Here is a 21540-nt window from a genome sequence, read left to right on the forward strand (position 1 = left end):
GCCCCATGCTGCTGCGCATCCCCATCAAGCATTGCAAGAACTGCGGCACCGCGGTGGTCTACCGCGTGCCCGACGACGGCGACACCAAGGAACGCGCCGTCTGCCCGGCCTGCAACACGATCCACTACGAGAACCCGCTCAACGTGGTGGGGACCATCCCCGTGCTCGGCGACAAGGTGCTGCTGTGCAAGCGCAACATCGAGCCGCGCTGGGGCAAGTGGACGCTGCCGGCGGGCTTCATGGAGCTCGAGGAGACCACGGCCCAGGGCGCGGCACGCGAGACCGACGAGGAAGCCGGTGCGAATTTCGAGATCGAGGGCCTGTTCGCCGTGATGAGCGTGCCGCGCGTGGGACAGGTGCACCTGTTCTATCGTGCGCGCCTGCTCGACGACCGCTTCGATCCCGGCCACGAGACCATCGAGGCGAAGCTCTTCGCCGAAGAGGAGATTCCCTGGGACGAGATCGCCTTCCGCACGGTGCGCGAGGCGCTGCAGCACTACTTCGAGGATCGGCGCCGCGGCAGCTTCGACCGCGTCCACACGATCGACATCGTCTGAACCGATGAAGCACGCCATCTCCCTTCGACGCGGCGCGGCGCTCGCGTTCGCCACCGTCCTGCTGGCCGCCATCGCGGCCCATGCCGAGACCGTGGGCGAGGTCGACACCGCCTTCAAGCTGATCGGCCCCGACCACAAGATCGTGATCGAGGCCTACGACGACCCCAAGGTCAACGGCGTGACCTGCTACGTGTCGCGCGCCAAGACCGGCGGCATCGCGGGCGCCTTCGGCGTGGCCGAGGACAAGGCCGAGGCCTCGATCGCCTGCCGCCAGGTCGGCCCGGTGAACGTGACGCAGCCGCTGCCCAAGCGCGAAGAGGTCTACAGCGAGCGCCTGTCGGTGCTGTTCAAGCGGCTGCGCGTGGTGCGCATGGTCGACGCGCGGCGCAACACGCTGGTCTACCTCACCTACTCCGACCTGCTGATCGACGGCTCGCCGAAGAACAGCGTCACCGCGGTGCCGATCGACCGCGGCACGCCGATCCCGCTGAAGTGATCGCCTGAAGCCGCGCGGCCCCCCGCGCGCGGGAAGTCCCTGCCGGCCCGATGGGAACGTGCCGGCGACTTTGCTAGCATCGACCGGCCGGGACCACCCGGCCCCGAGATCCGAAGGAACCCTTCAGAACGCCCCCGTTCCAACCGAGCGCCATGCACCTTCAGACTTCCGTTTTCCGAATCGGCGCCGCGGCGCTGCTCGCCGCCGGCATCGCCGCCTGCACGACCACGCCGCTGCCGCCCATGCAGCAGCCCGGTCGCACCACGACGGCCCCGCCGCAACGCCAGGCCATGTTCATCCGGCCCGCCGCCGGCACCACCATCGGCCGCTTCGACGGCGTGCGCAACAAGGGCGTGGACATCGCCGGCAACCTCGGCGACCCGATCGTGGCCTCGGCCGACGGCCGCGTGGTGTACGTGGGCAACGAGCTGGCCGCCTACGGCAACATGGTCATCGTCAAGCACAACGAGACCTTCCTCACCGCCTATGCCCACGCGAGCACCATCCTCGTGAAGGAAGGCGCGGTGGTGCGCCAGGGCGAGAAGATCGCCGAGATGGGATCGGGCGGCGATGCCAACCGCGTCAAGCTGCGCTTCGAGATCCGCAAGAACGGCGTGGCCGTCGATCCCGAGCCCTACCTGAGCGGCCGGCTGCAGCAGTAGGCGAGCCTCACAGCAGGCTCTCGGGCACCAGCGGCGCGAGCAGCTCGAGCCGCCAGCGCGCCCAGAAATTCGTCTCGGGCTCGGTGTGCAGGATGGTGTCGGCACCATCGCCCGCGGCCGGACTCACCCATTCGATGCCACCGCGCGGCCCGAGCTGCAGCTGGTAAGCGCCGTCGAGCCGGATGAAGCCGATCAGGCTGTTGAGCTGCTGCGCGATCTGCGGGCTGAAGATGAAGAGCCCGATCTCGGTGTTGTGCAGCACCGAGCGCGGATCGAAGTTCATCGAGCCGATGAAGACCGTGCGCCCGTCGATCACCGCCGACTTGCCGTGCAGCCGGCCGCTCGAGGTCTCGTACATGCCGAAGCGCCGGCTCTGCTCGACCCGCTTGGGGCTGAGCTCGTAGAGCGCCACGCCCAGGCGCAGCATCTCGGCGCGGTAGCGACGGTAGCCGATGTGCACCAGCGACTCGTCGGTGGCCGCCAGCGAGTTGGTGACCATGATGTAGCCCACGCCGTTGCCGCGCACATGCCGGATGGTTTCCATGCCGCCGCGGCCCGGGATCAGGTAGGGCGTGGTCTGCATGATCTCGGTGCGCGCGCCGCGCAGGTGGCGCTGCAGATTGAACTGCACGCTGTCGGGCGAGACGTCGGCCGGCGCGCCGCGGCTCTCCTCGGGCGCCAGCGCCTTGGCGGGCGCGTCCGCGTAGGCCTCGGCGCGTGCCCAGGCCAGTTGCAGCTGGCCCGCATCGAGGTCCGCGGCCAGCGGATGGTGGCCCAGCAGATCGGTGGCCGAGGGCTGTTCGGGCTCGGGCGTGCCCGGCCCGCTCGTAAGTTCATCGAAGCGCGAGCGCAGTGCCTGCGGCGATGCGCCGTCCACCGACACCAGCGACTCGATCGGATAGACGTAGGGGCTGTTCCAGTAGATGTCGAACAGCGAGGACAGCTTGTGGACCACGGGCCCGGCCACCAGCGTGTCGATGTCGATGAAGTTCGAGCCGCCGTCGCGCAGGAAGTACTCGTTGGCGATGTTGCGCCCACCCATCACCGCCATCGTGTCGTCGACCACGAACAGCTTGTTGTGCATGCGGCGGTGCACGCGGTTGAAGTCGAGCAGCGACGCGGTCCAGCGCATGCCGAAGTGCTCGCGGCCCGCGGGGAACGGATTGAACATCCGCACCTCGACGTTCGGATACGCGGCCAGGCCCCGGAACAGCGGGTCGGCGCCGGCCGTGTAGAGATCGTCGACCAGCAGCCGCACGCGCACGCCGCGCTGGGCCGCGTCGCGCAGGTGGCGCAGCAGGTAGCGGCCGGTCTCGTCGTTCTGCACCAGGTAGTACTGCACGTCGATCGAGCGCTCGGCGCGGCGCATCAGTTCGATGCGCGCATGCAGCGAGAACTGCGCCATCGGCAGCAGGCGGAAGCCGCTGAGCGGTTCATCCGCGCCGCGCGGCGCGGTCGCCGCCACGAGGCGGCCGAGCGTGGTGTCGGCGCCGTTCGGGATCGTCACCGACGACCGGCGCGCGACCTCGGTGGGCAGGCCCGCGCAACCGCCCAGCAGCAGCGCGAAACCGAGCGTGAGCCAGAGGACGAGCGTCGGCCCTGCGCGGCCGATGCGGTCTGCGGGCAAGGTGGCGGACGAAGCGGATGGGTGTGGCAAGGGGGATGGATGCACCGGAAGGCGATGCGGGCGGCGGTTTCTACCACGAGGCGACGACCCACGCAGCCTGCGTAATGTTGAGGCAATGCGCCTGCCTAGCATCGGTGGCCGACGCGCATCGCCCACGGCCATGGCGTCTCGCACCTGGCGGCCTGCCGCGCCATGCCGGGTTCCTTCCATCGCTTCGCAGACCCTGCCGCACATCGATGACCCTCGGACTCGCCACGCCGCCTCTTTCTCTTTCTTCGACCTGGCCGATGGCCCGCACTGCCGCCGTCGCGGAAGCCGCCAGGCCGCGCCGGCTCGAACTCGTCGATGCCTTGCGCGGCTTCGTGTTGTTCGGCGTGCCGGTCGTGGGCCTGCGCGGCTTCTCGCCGCTCGACTTCACGGGTGCCGCCGTCTCGTGGCCGCTCCTCGTGCTGGGGGCACTGCTGGCCGGCCTTGTCTTGGGTCATGCGGACGCGCTGCGGCAGTCGGTGGCCCATCGGCGGTTCTGGCGCCGGCTGCTGCTGGCGAGCCTCGCGACGGGCTTGCTGCTCGCGCTGCACGTTCCAGCGGGCCGATTCACGACCGGCCTGCCGCACGCGGCGACGGCGCTGGCCCAGGGGTTTTTCTGCATCGCGGCCTTCGTGCTGCTGTTCCAGCATGCCGCCTGGCGGCGCCGGCTCCGCAAGCTGACACCGCTCGGGCGCATGGCATGGAGCAACGGTCTCGTGCAGATGCTGGTGGGCCTGAGCCTGTTCTACGGCGTCGGCCCTGGCCTGTGCCCGAAGTTCGGCGTGGCGGGCCTCGCCGTGGCCTGCATGGCGATCCTGGCGCTGCAAGCGGCCGCGAGTTGCTGGTGGCTGCGGCGCTACCGGCTCGGCCCCCTGGAATGGGCCTGGCGCAGCCTGGTGCAGGGGCGCATGGCACCGATGCGCTCGAAGCGGGAAGGACAGGTCTGATGCCGGCGGGCGCCTCTAAGAGAGATTTAACAATGCACTGCAACAATTCTCGGCGGATGGCCGGAGAGCCTCCCAGGGACCACGCAACACCGCGCCCGCGCCGGGAATTTCATGGCCAACCCGTTTTCGCCCTGCCCCTGCAGCATCGAGCATCTGGACAGCAGCCCGCAGCAGGCCTGGATGCGCTTCTTTCCGTGGCTGAAACCCTACCGTTGCAAGAACTGCGGCAAGTCGCAGCTGCTGCCCCAACGGGACGTGGAACGGGCCCTCGCCAGCCTGAGCAGCAGGAAACCTCCGCGCCGCGGCCCGCCCAAGCGGGCCAGGGTTCTGTAGCACGCCCGTCACGGGTGGGGGCTCTGCTCTTCCGGTCCCTGCTGGCTTGCGGTACAAACGTATATGTGTAACCCCCTGTAAACCGTGGGGTGCGAACTTACGTTAGGACCGCATGCGAGCATCCGACCCTTTCTTTATCGCTTTCGTTTTCATAGCCGGCATCGGTGCCGGCGCCGCTCTCATGGCCATGCTGGCCATCCTGAGGGCGGAGAAGCCGCGACGACAGCCGAAGCCTCGGGTCGAACGCGAGCATGTCGTCATCGGCCAGACCGGCTTCGGCAGCCTCTGAGAGGCCCGGCGGCGGCTCGGTGAGCGTCAGGCGCGGCGCTGTGAGCGTGCGCGCCGCCTGAGAGTGCGAGGGCCCAGCGTCGAGGCCCCGCGGTTCAGAGGCGAAAGCCCGTCTTTCCTTCGTCGATCATGCGATGGGCAAAGGCGACGCAGTTCGAGAGAAGCTCTTCTTCGGACCTGAAGGTGCCGATGCCGTGGCGGATGCGCCGTGATGCCTGGCCTTCCTTCTCGAAAGTCACCCACGCGGGCCATTCGCCATTTTCTCGGTCCTGGATGTGGCGGCGTGCAACGATGCCGTCCTTCTTGAGGATTTCGATATGCTGCATCGGATGTCCATTTTTTTCTTGAGTGCGGGATTATTCTCGCGACAAGGTCTCAGGAACATGTCAGGCGCCGGCGGAGTTGTGACGGTCGGTAAAGGGTTGGCGGCGATATTGCTCGGACGCGCGGCTTCAGGCGGCAAGGATCGGCTCATCGCGTTCAGACACCTGTTCGTCGCGAAATCACTGTATATTCAAACAGTATTTCCACGCCGATTCTTCCCATGACCCAAGTTGAGCTGTTCCATCAACCGGCCATCGTCGATGGCGCCCTTCCAGAGCCCTTCGAAGAAGCACCGCCAGCGCGGCAGAAAGCCGGGCCCGCGCTGTCTTCCACGGAACTCGACACCGAGCCTCCCGCCGCTTACGAGGTGCTCCTGGCCGACTATGCCCACGCCAGCGACGAAGCCATCGGCTTGGCGCAGCGGCGTTTCCAGCGCGAGCTCGAGCGGCAACTGGGCGGCGACGTGCTGCCGGCGCTGCGCGCCTTCCAGAACGCGAGCGAATCGAGCGAGAACGAACTCTCGAAGGCCGACATCGTGCTCGCGCGGCGCTGGGCCAAGGCCTACGACACGGCCAGGACAGCAGGCTTCCGCGATCTGGGCGATACGGACGAGGCGTTCTTCGAAGTCCGGGCGACCGCGTAGCGCTCGAGGGATGGGTTCGGTCGGCCCGGCACAATGACCTCCCATCCCAGTTTCGAGGAACCTCCGCCTATGGCCGACGACGTCTCCATGGTCTTCTTCGCATCGAGCGCCTCCAGCCCCGATCTGAACGAGGCCGCGCGCCTGTTGACCGAGCAAGGCCTGGATGTGGCCACCGATGGCGAGGCGCTCGTCGTTCAATGGGAGGACGACGGGCCCGCCCTTCGGATCAGGCTGTCCGCCGCGCCGCACGTGAACGCGGAGGCCATCGAAATCGCCGAAGGTACGGCGCACGCCGCCGGCATGAGCAGGTGCAATGCACGCTTCGAGATCGACATCGACGACCTCGACGAAACGCTGGACGAGATCAACACGCTGATCGAGGTCCAGGCGACGCTGCAGCATGCGACGGACGGCTACCTGTTCAATTCGTGGAACGGCGAGCTGAGCGCGCCGGACTCATCGCGCGCCTGATCCGCCTCGGCGAAACGCACGCCTTCTCGGAAGCACCAAAGAAAAACGGGTCGGAGCTTGTGGCTCTGACCCGTTGTTCCATCTGACGATGATTGTTGGTCGTGTGAAACCGATCTAAAGATTGGCCACACCCCGCATGAATGCTATCTTTGGCCAATTTGGAAAATATTTGTACCCCCTTTTGTACCCCCTCCCCGAAGCTCATCTTTCTATGTTGCTTTCAAGCATCATTGTTGGGGTCACCTCGACTGCCGCATCAGTTCGACATGATCGCGGCAGTCCCGGGGAAAGGCGATCAAAGGACATGACCCCACAGTAACGGGCACGCAGGCCAGGCTGGGGCAGCCGTCGGCGTGCACTGGTGGCACCACGGCGAACAAGGGCACGACCTTGCGGATGTGACTACTGCCAGTCAGACGTCGGACGACCTTCTATGCTAGTTTTCTCTCGCTGAAATTCATGTTGTCGATGAAAAGCAAGATAGCCAGCGTGTTCTTGCTTCAGGCCATCCAAGCGCCAATCGCCCGACAACCCCAGTTGCAGTCGTGCTGCCCCAGGAAGTGATGCTGAGGTCAACAGTGTCCCGTCGTCTTCAAACGAAATCCACCCCCCATCGAACAGGGCATCCAAATGCGGCGCCAGGAGCAGGCCATTGAAGACGTCCAGTCGCTCGTCATCGGTCACGCACTTGCCCCAAGGCTTTATGTGGGAAGCACGCAGCAGGCTGGGAAACGCCAAACCCGAAACGCAGCATCGCCCCTGCCAATAGTCGAGCAGAGCGTCCCTGAATAAGCCCTGCCCCACACGTTGAACAACGAAGCGCTCTGCCTCGGTCGACTGCGGGAGCTTGGCCTTCTCTTGCCGAAACCTCTCGGCCACCCGGTTTGGCATCGTCCTGGCGACGGCTGACGCGCGTTGCAGGATGGCGTAAAGCTCACTATACGAATGGACCTCGACAGCATCACCAACTGCACGGTCCAACAAAGCACCCGATGATGTCGACACCCTGAAGCTGACAGCCTCAGTGGTCAAAACCGAGACACAAATGGCCTCTGGAAATGCCGCCGATCGCAGCTCAAGCACCCCATCATCGGTCATGCGAGGTGTCATTTCGAAGCCGCAGTCTGCGCCGGCCTTCTCCAGCCGCAGGCGGTCCAGAGGGGTCATGCAGCGCCTCCATTAAAACTTTGGCTGCCTGCACGCACGGCGCCTGCGGAAGGCAGTTGGCGCGTCGTCTGGAACTCCGCGCAGGACATGCCCCACTGCGCACACATCTGCGCCCAGGCTGCGGCGCCACCGCGCTTTCGCCGGCAGTGTGTCGGCCGTTCAGCCGAAGGACGCATCACGACGGTCTTCCCCTGTAGCCGGCCGGCGCTGCCTTGAGCTCCTTCGGCGCCTTTGCGGGATTGGTCGATTTGAAGGGCGCGGGGTCAACCTCGAACACGCTCACAGCGACTTGGTTGTTACCATGAACATGTGCAATGAGGCGTTCATGCTTCGGGAGCGGCGCTTGGGCAGTGGAGCCTCCGAACTCGCCGGAGTTGGCCAACACCACTGGCTGATACATGTGAAAATGAAGCGCCGCCACCATGTTGTCAAAGGTCTGGACGTCCTGATTGAGTGCTGCCACTAAGAACACGTCGGATCGATCCCGAAGGTCGGCAACCAAGTCAAGGTCTGTTGCGTCATAGCAAATGGCAGCGGCAATCCGTGTTCGCGTCTTCGAGCCGACCGGTAGTTCGACCAGCGTCAGGTGTGGCCGATATCCCTTCACTCCCATCGCTCGTTCCAGCTTCATCGGATGAAGCTTGCCTTGCCACACGTACTGGATGCTGCGACCATGACCAGGTGACTCTGTGCGTATTAACCACAACCCCTGGTTGATCGGTGCGCCCAGCTTGGCCGACGTCTGGAACGTAAGCCCAGTGAAGATGTTCGCGCCAAGCTTGTCGGACAATCGGCGAAGCAAAAAAACATGCTCGGGGTGTACGGCCAGTTCTGGGAACAAGATGACATCAACGACCGGGCCATCCGCTTCTTCGCCGGCCGACTTTGAGCTCTGTGCAGAGGCCCAGGTTCGAAGCTTCTGAAAAGTCAGCCTGCAAACCTCCGCCAAATGCCTCCGGTGCTCAGCGAGGACACCGGCAGTCCAGTGAGTCGGATCCTTGACATCAAACTCATCCCTGCGTGGACGCATCGGCTGAACGATGGCGACACGCAGCGGCCTGTCTTGAAGCGGCGCGTGGTCGTCGGTCGGCACAACATACATGGGTGTCTTACTTCGCGTTCCGAACAGGGCCCGCTGCACGGCAATCCGTTCCTCAAAAACCGCAAGCAACTCATCGGCTGTTCGGGCCGCCCCCGCCGTAGCTGCGTGGTGCGCACGAAACTCGACCCCAGGCCAGCGCAGCAATGTTGAAAGCAACCCCGACAGCCACGGAGACACAGGCCCCGGCTCATCCAGCAGTCCGCGCCCTGAGTTCATCAACCCAAATCTGCGCTTGAACCAACTACTCCTGAGGCCGGTGTAGTGACCAATCTCCTCGGTCACAAGGTAGCGCCGGCTCGTGAAGTCAAACTCGCCGGTCAGTGCCGCTCGAAGAATCCGCCCCAGTCCGTACAGCCACGCCGCGTCGTCGTCGACCCAAGGCGGATTGCCGTACAGAGGACTTGCCGATTCGGTGCGCACCAACTGTTGCACCGACAGGAAATCCTTGTCCTCGGGCAATGCATGAACCCTTGTCCAGTCGTTGCAGGCCAGCGTGATGTCCATTGCGCTCAAGCCTGATCTCAGGTGCGCCTCAATGCCCTCCACGCTGAGCAGAGCCTTGGCAAGCATCAAGACCCCGTTCTCCTGCGCGAAGACGTTGTCGGCGTCCATCATGACGTGATGGAGTGGCCGGACAGTCCGGCGCGCCCCACCGGTGCGGCGGGAGGACGTTCGCTTGCTGGTCTCAATCAATGCAGGTGGTACAAACTTGCGCCAGCGCGGAGCCCTGCTACCCCGCCCATTTAAGGCCGCCAACATGAGGTCTGGTCGGTGAAGCGAGACGGTCGTCACCACCTCCGCCTGCATGGCGTCGTCCTTGGTCAGCCGCAGGCCCTCTGCCAACCAGACGCCGAATCGCCTCGGATTGGGGTGCAACTGCTGGGCGACAAGCGCCAACGGAAGCACCTCAATCAGTGCTTCGGAATACGCGGGTTCGAACATGATTGCGCGGTTGAGCGCCCTGTAAGGCTGGACCAATGCGAAGCTGCTTTCGTCCGTCACCGCCAGCGAGACATCGCCAATGGAGGACAGGTACAGATGCGCCTGTTGCAGCAGATACCAGGGGGAATCCGCACGCTCAAGAACAACACGACGAGCCAGTGCGCCCAAATCCTCTCTATAGCCGGCAATATCGACGGACTCGGGATAGTCCTCCTCGGCACGAAAGCCAGTTTCGACCGCACCTGCGCGCAAAAGGTCTGCGAGAACGTACTCGGCGACCCGCACCTGCCTCAGCTGAGCTGAATTGAGGCCGACCTGAGGATGGAACAACTTGACGCTGAGCGCTTCGGCAACCGGCGACAACAATCTGGGATGTGGAAATAGATCCATTCCGCAGCGCAGTAAGAGGGCCAGTGATGGGTTTTCGGCCCAGCACTTGATGAGCTTGCGCGCCGTGGATTCGAACTCATGGGCCAGGGCCATGCCATTGGTCACACGGTCGCTGAGCACGTTGCCAGCGGACGTGTGTGCAGTGGCATCCGTCATCGCCAGGCGATGTCGCATCAACTGTGCCAAACGCGTCGCCACGAAGCGCTTGACGGTGTCGTCGCGTACATCCGTGCTGGGGGCCGCGACAGTGGCTAAACGCAGGCGCGAGGGCTTGGGCTCCTCAGCATCGTCAATCTGCTCCGACATCCACAACAGGCCATCGAGCCCGCCAGCTGCTTGCGCCAGCGACTCCAGGTCGAAGGTTCCGCTGAGTTCCGCGTTGAGCACGTCCATGAGGGCAGACATGTTGCTCTGTGCCGAAATCGAACGGTAGGGCGTCACAACGCACTTGTCGGGTGACAGTTCAAGAACTTTCTGTGCCTTCAGCAGTTCGCTGTGGCTTTTTAGCGCGTCGGTGACAAATGCAACCACGAGCCTCAGGATCGCATCTTGTCCCAAGCCGCCCGTGCCGCTGGGGGCCTCGACAACCATGCGCATATCGTCCACATATCGACAGTAGTCGAGGAGCTTGACATCGCTACCGAGGCTTGTTGTCTGAGTTGCTGCTTGATGAAGCTGGCGGTCCAATCTCAGCAGGTACGCATTCGCCAGAAAACCGGAGGCAACCAGCCCTTGTGGCAGTCCGAGTTCCAGCTCTTCTTGTCCAGCCCCGTATATCAGCTCTGCTTGCTGGTGATCTTCCGACCGCCATTGCCAACGAAAGATGCGCTCGGCGCGGTGCCAGAACCCCTCATCCGCCGCCGTCCTGTCAGGCAACCCGAAGGCCTGCCGGTACTCCACTTCAATCCGGCGGAGTTCCGGCAAGAGTGCCGCCGTATCGATCCTGTCGAAGAAAGATTTGATGTCGAGAGAAACCACAAACAGCTCGCGTCTGGGCGGCAACTGCGACAGCAATTCGGCGCACACTCGTCGCGGCCTTGCCAGGAACGCACGATAGTCTTGAAAGTACTGACGGTAGGTCCGACTGTTACCCCAAGAGAACTTGGCACGAGAAGGCGCGTTGTGCTGCTCGACCCAATTGCACTGAAGCCGGTTGCCATAGCTCACCACGCCCCGCTCGCGCATCGTCATTACGTCCTTTACGGACGTATCGCCCTGCGCTGTCTCAACGGCTTCCGCCAGGCACATCATCACGGCCGTGGCCAGTGTCTGGTCGCGGATAGACAGATGTGCCAAGGGACGCAGCTTTTGCGTCAGGTTCATTGAGACGTCATCGGCGCCAGGCTCACTCACTTTGGTCTTGGGCGCCCAGTCATCGAAGGTGGGCTCGGGGCCGAGACTATCGATGTCCAGGTCGAGGAGGTCTTCCAGTGATTGCACAACCGGGGTAGGCCTAAACTCCCACTTCGCAATCTTCGGTGCGGGCACCAGAAGCAATTCATGCGGGCGGAAGCTGTCTTGACTGACATCAGCACCCCAGCGCAAGAGCTGGTCCTCGAGATCGACCGTCGACACATCCAGCTCTAACACGTCGGCATACCAGTTGTGGCGACGGATGAATGCGTGAGACTTTTTCCAAGCCTGAGAAAGCACCACGACATCGGCAAGGCTGCTGCCGTGCGGCGCCAACTCCAGATACGCGTCCTTAATAACTGACATTTGCCCCCTCCTCGTTCTTGTTCAGATTTATCGCGTCAGAGCAATCTTCTTCATACGCGTCGCTTCTCCGAGTTACTGGAAGCCCGGCAGTTCTGGCACAAGCTCGCGCCTGAACAACAGCTTCTCATCGGATCCTGGCTCCAGTTCGAGTACGACATACGACTCACCACGAACCTTCTCGGGGGGCGGCGAGGTCGTTGTCACGATGAACTGGAACGGCGCTCCATTGTCACTACCGAGTTGCTCCGCAGCTTCGGCAGCCACGAGAAAAAACTCTCGGTAAAGCACATCGCTCATATCGGCCTCACGTGGGCAATCGTGCACTAAGAAGCCTGGGTGACTACTTGCCTCGGATGTCGCGGAGTCAAGCAAGCACACGATGTCGCCCAGAAGCACTTCTAGTACCTGGTAGGCCTCACCGCCTCTTGCCACCTCGAAAGGTCGATACTCATGGTCCTGGACGAATCGAGCATGCCCTGGTGCCCCGAGAAGCCTTGTCGAAACAAGTGCTGTCAGTGCCTTGATGGCGTCGGCACGAACTGACTGTTGTGAACGACGGCTGTGCAAGGTTGATCGTAGGCTGTTCAGTTCAGCTTCCAGCCGTGCCAGAAGCCCACGCGCGCTGACCAATTCTGCAGACTCGATGCTCTGCTCTTTTTGTGTGTGCAGAAGCTGAAGCTCCGCCCATGCCGTCTTGAGCAGCGAACGAGAACTTTCGCTGGTTGCAACCCGAACTCGCAGACGCCGAAGCTCTGCTTGTTGAGTTGATATCCGCTTCCGCTGTTCGGTCACCGCAGACTCGGCGCGCACGTGGTCGGCCTGGCACTTGACAAAATGTCGGGCGCGTTCGGGCGCGTTGGCCTGGACTTCCTTGCCGTCTCGGAACCAGATCATGTTGACCGAGCTCTTGCGGGCTTGAATGTGCTGGCATGCAGAGAATTCAACGTCGCCATGGTCACACCGGCCGTCTAGCCACGCCAACTTTTCACGCACTTTCGTCAAGCGCTCAAAGTCCGCCTGATTGGCGTCCACGAGCGACTTGGCGATGCTCATCTCAACTTCGGCCAGTTTCACCTTGTCGTTAAGGTGCGCCAGTTGAAGTTGCTCTTGAGCCAAAAGTTGCTCCACTCGGCCTACATCGATCTCCCACCCCGCCTCGGATGTCTCTGCCAAAGCGAGAATTTCTCGAACCCGAGATTCGATGGATTCGCTCAGCATGGTTTCGAACACAGGCTCGTCCTCACCGGAGCGGACACGGGAACGCAATTGCCGCTCCGCATGCGAAAGGGCATAGACTGGAGCGCGTTCCAATTCTGGAATTTGCTCCTTGGACTTGTCGAACTGCGCCTGTTTCGACTCAAGATCGCGAAGCAGTTGGTCCAATCCCGCGTCGACGAGGCCCAGCACCGAGCCGACAAACAGCGGCGGGTCACGTCGGGAACGAAGAAATCCAAGCCCCTCGCCGTCTCGCCAATGATAGAAGCCGTCAAAGCGCGTCCGTTGATCTCTGATGCACCAAGCCAATAGGTGACGCCACCGGAGCGGTTGGTTGGTACCCGGCAGCGACTGCGCGGCGAGACGGCCTATCGAAAACAGTTCCAGTGCGGCAAGGTATTCTTGGAACTCATTGGGGACAGCGCCTTGCACCAGCGACTCCAATGCCTCGCAAGGCGCTGCGAGAGAATGGCTGTACGCCCCGTAGGGGCGAAACACCAGCCAGGTCGTCCCGTCCAGGTGCACCTTGGCCGCAATGCCACCTTTGGGGAAGCCCGCCGACGCCTTCTCACGCAATGTCGAAATGGCAGGCGCATCGTCGCCCAGGACGTACCGCATTAACAGACACAGCGAGGTCTTCCCAACCCCGTGACCTGCACTGGCCAGACCTGACGCCTCCGTTGAGGCCGACTCCCGAGCCCAAACGATGTTCAGACCTGGATGCAGGTCTATGGTCCGTGTCACTGACAAAGGCTCACGGGACTCCACCAGCCAAAGCGTCTCTATCCACATCCGAGGCTGTTTGCGGACCGGTTTGTAACCTTCAAGCCACTGCTTCGTCATACGTGTCACCTTGTTCCTCTAGACCTCGACGTCTGTTCGCTGTCCGACGTTCCTGCACGCTCAAATTCCAGACGTCGCGACTCTGCTGCTACGAGGAGCCGGGCGACGTCACCATGCTCCGGAACCTGACGGACATCTCCAGGCGGTACTGACCCACCTCGAGTGAACGCAGCCTCGCCGGCGCGAGCTTGTCGAGTGAGGACACCGACTGACTCCAGGCGCTGGACGATGGGGAGGGCTCGACTCAACAATTGCGTTGCAGCATTTGAAATGCCCAACACGCTGGAAAGCTCAGTGAAACGCAGTGCATCCGACGGCTCCAGGTACTGCACCGCGTTCACAGAACGAGCCACGAGGAACTGCAGCTCGGACACTGAGCTTCCTTCCGGTCGGTACTCGACCAACGCAATGATGAGTCCTGCAAGCAACGCCTCTTCTTCGGTGCGAATCATCCCCAGTTCGGAGAGCTGGGAAGTGACGGCTGGAGCAGCCAACGGTACCTGAGCGGGCGCCAATCTGTCCCAGGCCTCCAACACCATGCGCCGGGTACGGTACTCGCCGAACTCTCGCATCTCGTTGTTCTTTAGCACACGGAATGTTTCGGTGGGGTAGTCCGGGCCCATCACGTCGGCAGGGTCGAGGATGTAGCGCAGCTCATCGCGCGTAAGGCCATAGAGGCGCGCGTAGTAGATATCCAATTCGGCGCGCAGCTGCGCCCGCCGGACTGTGCTCCAAGCGAAGGGGCGGCCGCGTTCATCGGCTGGGCGGTAGTCGTAGGCCGCGAGGGTCTGAGCCCATGTCGCCAAGTCGTGCGCCGTGTAGGTGAGCTCGAGAACGCGCGGCACGATGAAGTCGAGGTCCGCCGGCCCATAGCGCTCCGGAAGTAGGACAGGAAGCTGCTTGTAGATGAAGAAATTCAAATGCATGCCACCGACCTTGTGGCGTGCGACAAAGTCGAATGTCAGCGCGCCAAGGTTGCCAAGCAGGCAGGCGAGAAGAGCTCCGTTGATATCAGGGCCGAAGAGCATCAGAGGCATGTTGTTTCCGACACCTGCGCGCGGAGCAACCGACGCGATCACCGTACGCTCGTTGGTTGCATTCGTGATGTCCCTCCAACCCATCAGCCAGCGGGGGCTGCGACGGTCCATCCACTCGTCAAGTAGGTCAAGCAATACAGGCGCCAGACGTTCGGCCTGCAGCGCCTCAGCCAGGCTTTTCAACTCGGCCTCGTTCAGTGACGCACTGCGGTTTTGCGCAGCCCATTTCGGGAACTCGGTGAGTGCTTTTTTTGTCGTTAGCCCGGTACCTTGCAGCACCTCGTGAAGGCGCGGAAAGCGGATGCGCAGTGCTCCTTCTGTCGACGAGATATGCGGCAGAGTCTGCTGCTGCGTCAAGGTATCGCTGGTCGTAATGACGCCGGCGGCGCGCGCGAATAGTTCGCCAGCCACCCAGGCGGCCAATGCCGCAAGCAGATCGACCAGCGTTGCATCGGCCCATCCGACGGGCGCACTGGCCTCGGCAGCATGAAGACCGAGCCAGCCCCTGGCCACGCGCGAGGGCACCCGCGCGATACGCGCAAGTACCTCGCGCTCGTCCACCCAATAGCGCGGACGCACAGCGAAATCGGAGTTGACCTTCTGAGCTGCCGTCACATCGACGGTCTCCACAGCGCCTTCCGCTGGTGCATCCACGTAGGTCGCCCAACGGTGGTCGAACTGGTGAATCATCTTGCCTTCGTACAAAGGCAAGCGGGAGACGGCATCAGTTGCGCGGGGCGCATTGTGAAAGAGCCCACTGTCGGTGTTCATCATGAACATCAACTGAAACTGGATTCCCCAGGGATTTACGTCTGCCTTGAGAACTGCTCCTTCGGCGTCTACCACTTGTTCGCGCCATAGTACGGATGCGGACCTGTAGAGCTTCTTGGTGAGTTCCGCGTCGGCATTGCTCCGAAAAACGGGACAGGTACGAGTGTTTGGGTTCAAGAGCTCGAAGTCTTCTGGCGTGAGCCTGAAGCGGCGCCGCAGATCAGTCAATTCGCTGATGTTGCCGGCGAAGAATTGGAACTGCGCCTCGTTGGAACTTCCCATCGTGAGCAAGCAAAACTTGTAACTCCGATGGACACCGGCAAAGATGGCCTCTCGGTTCTCGAAATCGAACAGGCTGACCAAATTGCCCGCGGAGATTGCATTGAACAGGTGTTGGGTGAACGAGTCGGTCGCAATGCCAGAGGGAAGAACCAGGCCCGCCCGCCCGCCGGACGTGAGTCTCACGGCTTGCAGGCAGGTTTCGGCGAACAGCGACGCGAGATTGATGCGCCCGAAACCGGAGTGTGGATATCGGCCGCTCGAATGCACGAAGGCTTGTACCGCTTCAGTGGCGCGCACGGCAGCCCAGTACCTCTGATATAGGTGCGGGCGTTCATCTCTCAGCGCAGTGATGAGCCTTTCCCTGGCGGCCATGTGCTGCGCGTTCGCAATCGAGGGCGCTTCCGCTGCAAAGAACTCCTGGGGGTCAAGCTGCAGCATCTCCCAGGGCGGGTTGCCCAGCATCACTGAAAAGCCCCCTTGGGACGCTACCTGCGGAAATATTAGCCACCAATGGAAGACACCGTGCTGACGGCACAGGGTCTGCGCAGCATCATCTAGCGCCGGTCTAGCTGATTGGCCGGTCAGCACTCCCCACAGGTAGCCTGATAGCGGCACTGTGTCGATGGCTTCCGCCACCTTCGGCGCAAGAAAGGCAGCCACGTAGGTGTCGGCCAGCCGAGCAAGCGGGCTGTTTCGCGCCACCTCCTCGGCCTCGGCCCAAGCCTTGCGCTTTGCGGCCAGATGCTCAGGTGTGTCGTCGTCCAACGCTTCCACCGTGACGGCACGGGACGCCAGTCCAGCCTGTGTGAAGAGGTCACCGGCTGCAATCGCCTTCCAACTTTTGAGGTCAGCTTTGTTCTGCTTCTTCAGCGCACTGGCCACGGCCTTGTCATCGCCCGAGAGCGCTGTGTATGCCTCGTCTGGGATGCCGTTCTCCAGCACCTTGGGGTCTAGCACGCCGAGCAGCGCGTCTCCTACCCGCAGGTGGTGGTCAATGAAGCTCAAGGGGCGGTCAGGTGAGTAGGCCTCCAGCCACAGCGCCGTCTTGGCCAATTGAATGGCCATCGGGTTCTTGTCCACACCGAAGATGCAGTGACTGACCACGTCGCGCAGCGCGTGGCGGTAGTCCATGGGTGTAGGGGCACCGCCCTCCCGCTCCGCAGCGGCACGATGCAGAGCCACTTCGTCAGCCAAACGCCGGGCGGCGGACAGCAAAAAGTGGCCGCTGCCGCATGCGGGGTCGCAGATGGTGAGACCAAGTAGCGCCTCGACAGGACGCTCAGGGTTGGCGCGAACCGTGTCCGCGATGACAGGCTCCAGCGCCGTCTTGATGAGCTCTTGAACCAGGCTGTCCGGCGTGTAATAGCTGCCGGTCAGCTTACGGGTGTTGCCTTTGGTGCTGCCTTCGCTTTCGTCATCGCCGACAAAGGCCAGTCGAGCCGTCGCAGGTTGGGACAGCATCTGCAGGTCGGGCACCAGCTCCAGCAGACTTTCGTAAACGCTGCCCAATTCTTCCGGGCCCATGTCCCTGTAGTTGACGCGGGTCAGGCCGCCGTCGACACGGAACCACCCCAACTGAAAAACGGCAGCCAGTAACCAGCGATTCTCCAACTGTGCGCCATCAAGCCACGCGCATTGGTCCGCATCAAAGAGGCCACCAAGCGCAGGCAGTCCCAGATGCGCTTCTCCTCTTGCCAAAGAGCCGAAGGTGATGCTGAGCGCCTGCCACAGGTCGGCGTGTCGGTCGTGCTGGCTGCGCCGCACAGCCCGCTCGCGCAGCCAGGTCATTGAATAGCCGGACAGGTAGCGTTGCTGTACTTCCGGCGGCGCGTCGGGCGTGAAGATGAGGCGTTGCCCGCTGGTCTTGTCGGTTCGGTCCTCGACGGTCGACAAAAAGATGAGGCGATAGACCAGGCACAGCAGTTCCTCAAAGAAGGCTTGACGACCCAAGGCGCCGTCCTCGTCATCCAAGCGCTGCAAGGCGGCCCGCAGCACGCCGTTGGCTGGGTGTGAAAGGAAACCCGTGCCCAGTGCGCGCAAGGCATCGGCCACCTGAAAGCGCAGGTTGGTTCGCACGGTGACGCCCGCTGCTTGCCCCGTGGCCCGCCAACGCTCCCACACGCAGTTAGTGGGCTCGCCCGAGGGACTGCCAAATCGGCTTGCGTGAGCCAGCAGCCAGAACGCAGTGAAGTCGGGATGGAGCTCTTCGGTGAAGAGCGCCTCCAGATCCACTTCGACGTATGCCGGCCGGGTCAAGCTAGGGTTATCGCGCAGGATGCGCAGCGTCAAGCCGTTGGTGACAATCGCCCACAAAGAGGCATCAGAGGCATTGAGGGCCTCTTGAGCCAGCATGTAGGGGCTGCGCCGACGAACCTTGGCCGTGTCCGGGTTGGTTTCCCCGAAGCGATCGGCCGCTGTATCTAGCGGCTGGTCATGCGCGGCAAGGACTATGGGCACGCGGCCGCGCTCGGCGGCATGGCCAATGGCGTAGCTATGACCGTTTCTCTCGATGGCCGCGCAACGGCCGATGTCTGAAAAGTGCAGCACTTCCCGCATCAAGGGCAGCAGCAACTCCCGGACGGTTACGTCGTGGGCATTTATGTCGGTGCGTTTGCGCAGCGACTTGAAATCGTTCCACAGGCTCAGGGCGATCTTGAAGTCGCGCCCGATCTCGTCGCGCAGTTTGAGGCCTTTGGATATCCGGTACTGCGCCTCAGTCTGCTCGGTTGAGGCCGGTTCGGCCAGGGTGGTCAGGCGGGTAAGTTCGTCTGCAGGAATGAGCCCGCCTTCGATGCGAATGGCCCGGTATGCCAGCGTAGTGATTTTCTTGCGTGCCATGGTGTCAGGCTCCCTCGCTCTGCGCTGCAGCGGCCGGGACGAGCACGTAAACACCCATCACGTCCACGGGCAGGCTGGCGGTCACTTGGTAGGTGCCTTTGGCATCAGCAGCCTCGCGCACTCGTCGATGGTCCTGCAATAGTTCCTGGGCGCGTGCCTTGGCAATGATTTCCAGTTGCGGCTGCCATGCCGGCAGCCCATCAAGCGCCGTTTGCAATTGGCGGTCTCGCACGGGCAGTGGCATGTTTCGGGTGGCTTCGGTGCCCAGCAGCTCACGGGCCTGGTCGGCGGCCAGCAGCTCGAACGGGGCTGCCCCCGCTGAAGCCACGGTCACGGACTCCTCGCAGAGGATGAGTCGTGTTTGGTTGCCATGCGTGACGCTGAGCTGGTGGCGCATGCGCAGCAGCAGCACGGTGGTCTTGAGCTGGACGTTGCCAACGACAGCCGCACCTGCTCGGGCGACTGCGCTTTCGTCACTGACGCCGTTCGTGGGGTCGAGGGCCCTTTCCAGCAGCGTGTCCGCCAACACCACCACCAGCGGATGAGTGCGGTGAATGAACAGCGCGCCCTGTGCGGCGGGCTGATGAAAGTCGATGCGCAGCGTGCCTTCGATGCCCTCCGCGTTGAGGCGTTCGCGAATGGGCTGCGGCAAGTGCTCAATCAGGAGCTTGAAATGACCGCGAACAGCTTCCAGCGGCGCGCCCAGCTTGGCGACCGCGCGACTGACGAATCGCTCGACATCGGCCTCGCCACCCAGCACTGCAGCCGATTTGCGCCACTCAGGCAGCACATCCTCAGGCTTCAGACGGCGTTGAGCAAAGATGGAGCGATTCAGCTTGGCCTTCTCCTTGGCGCTCTGCCATGCCAGTTCAATCTGTTTGGCGGGTTCGCCAAACAGGTCGAGCTGTGACTGTGCGTTGATGGCCGTGCCCTTGCGCAGCAACACAGCGTTCAGCAGCGCCTGGGTCAGCTTGCCCTCGTCATCGGGCATGGGCACCAGAACGCCCAGCTCCTTTCGGATGCTTTCGGCCTTGCGCAAGATGACCTGGAGCACGGCACCGTCCACCGGATTGTCTTCGCCGTACAGCATGGTGCTGCGAACTTCCCGGGCCTTCTGGCCGAAGCGGTCCACACGGCCTTCGCGCTGCTCATGGCGGGTGGGGTTCCAGCTGAGGTCGTAGTGAACGACGGCGGTGAAAAGACTCTGGAGGTTGACGCCCTCGGAGAGACAGTCCGTGGCCACCAGGATGCGGGTCTCGCTTTCGCCCAGTTGCTCGACAGCGGCTTCGCGCTCGCCAGGTGTGAGTTCCCCCGTCACAGCCTTGACCGTGGCGGACTTGAACTTGTCGCGCAGGTAGGCTGCCAGGTAGTGTGCCGTGGCGATGTAGCGGCAGAACACGACCGGCTGGAAGCCATCTTTCAGCAGCACGGCCAGGTGCTCCTGCAACTTGGCCAGCTTGGGGTCGTTTTGGCTGCCGGCCAGTGCATCGGCGGCAGCAATCAGTGCCTGGAGTCGTTGCGAGTCTTCGATCTGCACACCGGGCTCGATGTCGTCGGTCGAGAGTGCGTCGTCCGCACCGTCCAGCACCCGGTCACTGGCCTGCAGTTCCAACTCTTCGAGGGACAGTGTCTCGGCTTCCCCATCATCTGCCTGAACACCGTGCAGTCGTGTGCGCAGCGAATTGATGGCCGCCGCAGGTGACGACGAGATGCAGCGCAGCAAGGCCAGTGCCGCCCACCAGTTCATGCGCTGCTCACGCAGGCCCTGCCCCTCGGCACGTTCGACGAGCTCGCGGGCGTAGACCAGCACGTCATTGAACAGTTGCCCCCAGGCCCCGGTCAGACGGTAGGTTATCTCAGCCGTCCTGCGGTCTGGGAACATGGATGAGTCTTGCCACTCAGCAATGTCAGGCCGGCGCCGTTGGACGAAATGGCGCGACAGTGCCTCGCGCAGGTCGCTACGCTGGGTGCTCGGCAGGTCCTTCAGCAGCGTGAAGTCAGTGCGCAGCAGACCCAAGAGGTTGAAGAACGCTTCTTCGTCCCCGCTGTGCGGCGTGGCCGTCAGCAGCACCATGTGGCGACTGGTGTCTTCGGCCAACCCCTTGAGGAGCTGATAGCGCTGCTGCCGGCCTTGACCGCCCTGCGTGCAAGTGTGTGCCTCGTCCACGATGACGAACTCGGGGCAGAAGCGCTGAAAGGCCTCGCGCCGACGTTCGGACTTGATGTAGTCCAGGCTCACCACGGTGAAAGGGTGCGCGTCGAACACAGAAGTGCCGGGAGGCAGATCTCGCTCCAACCGGTCGGCGGTGTTCGAGCGCACAACCATCGCGGGGATGTGGAAGCGCTCGGCCAGTTCACGCTGCCATTGCTCACAAAGATGGGGAGGACAGAGCACAACAAGACGCTGAACCTCGCCGCGGTCAAGCAATTCACGGGCGATGAGGGCTCCCTCGATGGTCTTGCCGATACCGACGTCGTCAGCAATCAGCAGACGCACCGTGGGCAGCTTCAGTGCCATCAACAGCGGTACGAGTTGATAGGCCCGTGGTTCAACAGCGATGTTGCCAAAACTTCGGAATGGGCCTGCACCACTACGCAGTTTGAGCTGCAAGGCATCCAGCAGCAGTTGGCTGGCGGAGTGATTGCGAGCCTGGCCGACCGTGGGCCAAGGGAAAATTGCCGGTTGAACCGGATGGCGCTCCAGGGGCAAGAAGATGAGGGTTTCGTCGCGCTCACCGCCGCCCAAGGGGCGCAAGTGCAGCGTGCTGGTGTCGGACTCGGGCAGCACGATCCACTCACGGCCACGAGCGGCAATCAGGCTTCCCGGAAGGAACTCCGGCAGGGGTGCATTCATATCGA

At 62.9% G+C, this 21540-nt stretch carries 14 protein-coding genes; 7 read left to right on the top strand and 7 right to left on the bottom strand.

Annotated features, from left to right (window positions below):
• Nucleotides 1-5 precede the first annotated feature (5 nt).
• The 3 genes from AC07RM_RS35430 to AC07RM_RS35440 all read left to right on the top strand — a co-directional run bounded on the left by AC07RM_RS35430 (nucleotide 6) and on the right by AC07RM_RS35440 (nucleotide 1715).
• Complete coding sequence (locus AC07RM_RS35430; protein ID WP_093342880.1) at nucleotides 6-557, top strand: NUDIX hydrolase; 552 nt, start codon at nucleotides 6-8, stop codon at nucleotides 555-557.
• A gap of 4 nt (nucleotides 558-561) precedes the next feature.
• A complete protein-coding gene (locus tag AC07RM_RS35435) occupies nucleotides 562-1053 on the top strand; it encodes a CreA family protein (RefSeq protein ID WP_495337467.1) in 492 nt (163 codons plus the stop codon).
• 152 nt (nucleotides 1054-1205) lie between these two features.
• Nucleotides 1206-1715, top strand: a complete 510-nt coding sequence (locus AC07RM_RS35440; RefSeq protein ID WP_093342883.1) for a murein hydrolase activator EnvC family protein — start codon at nucleotides 1206-1208, stop codon at nucleotides 1713-1715.
• A gap of 7 nt (nucleotides 1716-1722) precedes the next feature.
• Here the strand turns inward: AC07RM_RS35440 and AC07RM_RS35445 are convergent, their stop codons facing one another.
• Nucleotides 1723-3327 carry a phospholipase D family protein gene (locus tag AC07RM_RS35445; protein ID WP_495337522.1) on the bottom strand — a complete coding sequence of 535 codons (1605 nt, stop codon included), beginning with the start codon at nucleotides 3325-3327 and terminating at the stop codon, nucleotides 1723-1725.
• Between the two features lie 251 nt (nucleotides 3328-3578).
• Between AC07RM_RS35445 and AC07RM_RS35450 the strand changes: the two genes are divergently transcribed.
• Both AC07RM_RS35450 and AC07RM_RS35455 read left to right on the top strand, forming a co-directional pair.
• Nucleotides 3579-4316 (top strand): DUF418 domain-containing protein, encoded by a 738-nt coding sequence (locus AC07RM_RS35450; RefSeq protein ID WP_495337468.1) that lies wholly within the window; start codon nucleotides 3579-3581, stop codon nucleotides 4314-4316.
• A 445-nt stretch (nucleotides 4317-4761) separates the two neighbouring features.
• Entirely contained in the window at nucleotides 4762-4938 is a 177-nt protein-coding gene (locus tag AC07RM_RS35455) for a hypothetical protein (RefSeq protein WP_177239319.1), read from the top strand.
• Between the two features lie 94 nt (nucleotides 4939-5032).
• Here AC07RM_RS35455 and AC07RM_RS35460 read toward each other — a convergent pair whose 3' ends face one another.
• Entirely contained in the window at nucleotides 5033-5263 is a 231-nt protein-coding gene (locus tag AC07RM_RS35460) for a hypothetical protein (protein ID WP_398493975.1), read from the bottom strand.
• A gap of 218 nt (nucleotides 5264-5481) precedes the next feature.
• Between AC07RM_RS35460 and AC07RM_RS35465 the strand changes: the two genes are divergently transcribed.
• Both AC07RM_RS35465 and AC07RM_RS35470 read left to right on the top strand, forming a co-directional pair.
• On the top strand, nucleotides 5482-5904 hold the full coding sequence (locus tag AC07RM_RS35465) for a hypothetical protein (RefSeq protein ID WP_256222503.1): 423 nt from the start codon (nucleotides 5482-5484) through the stop codon (nucleotides 5902-5904).
• Between the two features lie 69 nt (nucleotides 5905-5973).
• Complete coding sequence (locus AC07RM_RS35470; protein ID WP_495337469.1) at nucleotides 5974-6375, top strand: hypothetical protein; 402 nt, start codon at nucleotides 5974-5976, stop codon at nucleotides 6373-6375.
• Nucleotides 6376-6777: 402 nt separating this feature from the next.
• Here the strand turns inward: AC07RM_RS35470 and AC07RM_RS35475 are convergent, their stop codons facing one another.
• From AC07RM_RS35475 to AC07RM_RS35495, 5 genes are all read right to left on the bottom strand, one after another.
• Nucleotides 6778-7542 (bottom strand): HNH endonuclease, encoded by a 765-nt coding sequence (locus AC07RM_RS35475; protein WP_495337470.1) that lies wholly within the window; start codon nucleotides 7540-7542, stop codon nucleotides 6778-6780.
• 175 nt (nucleotides 7543-7717) lie between these two features.
• Nucleotides 7718-11695: a reverse transcriptase domain-containing protein gene (locus AC07RM_RS35480; RefSeq protein WP_495337471.1), complete on the bottom strand. Its 3978-nt coding sequence runs from the start codon at nucleotides 11693-11695 to the stop codon at nucleotides 7718-7720.
• A gap of 72 nt (nucleotides 11696-11767) precedes the next feature.
• Nucleotides 11768-13753: a hypothetical protein gene (locus tag AC07RM_RS35485; protein WP_495337472.1), complete on the bottom strand. Its 1986-nt coding sequence runs from the start codon at nucleotides 13751-13753 to the stop codon at nucleotides 11768-11770.
• 5 nt (nucleotides 13754-13758) lie between these two features.
• The gene (locus AC07RM_RS35490) at nucleotides 13759-18681 is read right to left on the bottom strand and encodes an Eco57I restriction-modification methylase domain-containing protein (protein ID WP_495337473.1); all 4923 of its coding nucleotides are present in this window, start codon (nucleotides 18679-18681) and stop codon (nucleotides 13759-13761) included.
• 4 nt (nucleotides 18682-18685) lie between these two features.
• Nucleotides 18686-21535, bottom strand: coding sequence for a DUF8741 domain-containing protein (locus AC07RM_RS35495; RefSeq protein ID WP_495337474.1), 2850 nt, complete (start codon nucleotides 21533-21535; stop codon nucleotides 18686-18688).
• Nucleotides 21536-21540 lie beyond the last annotated feature (5 nt).

Source organism: Variovorax sp. GW821-FHT09B05, assembly GCF_059418265.1.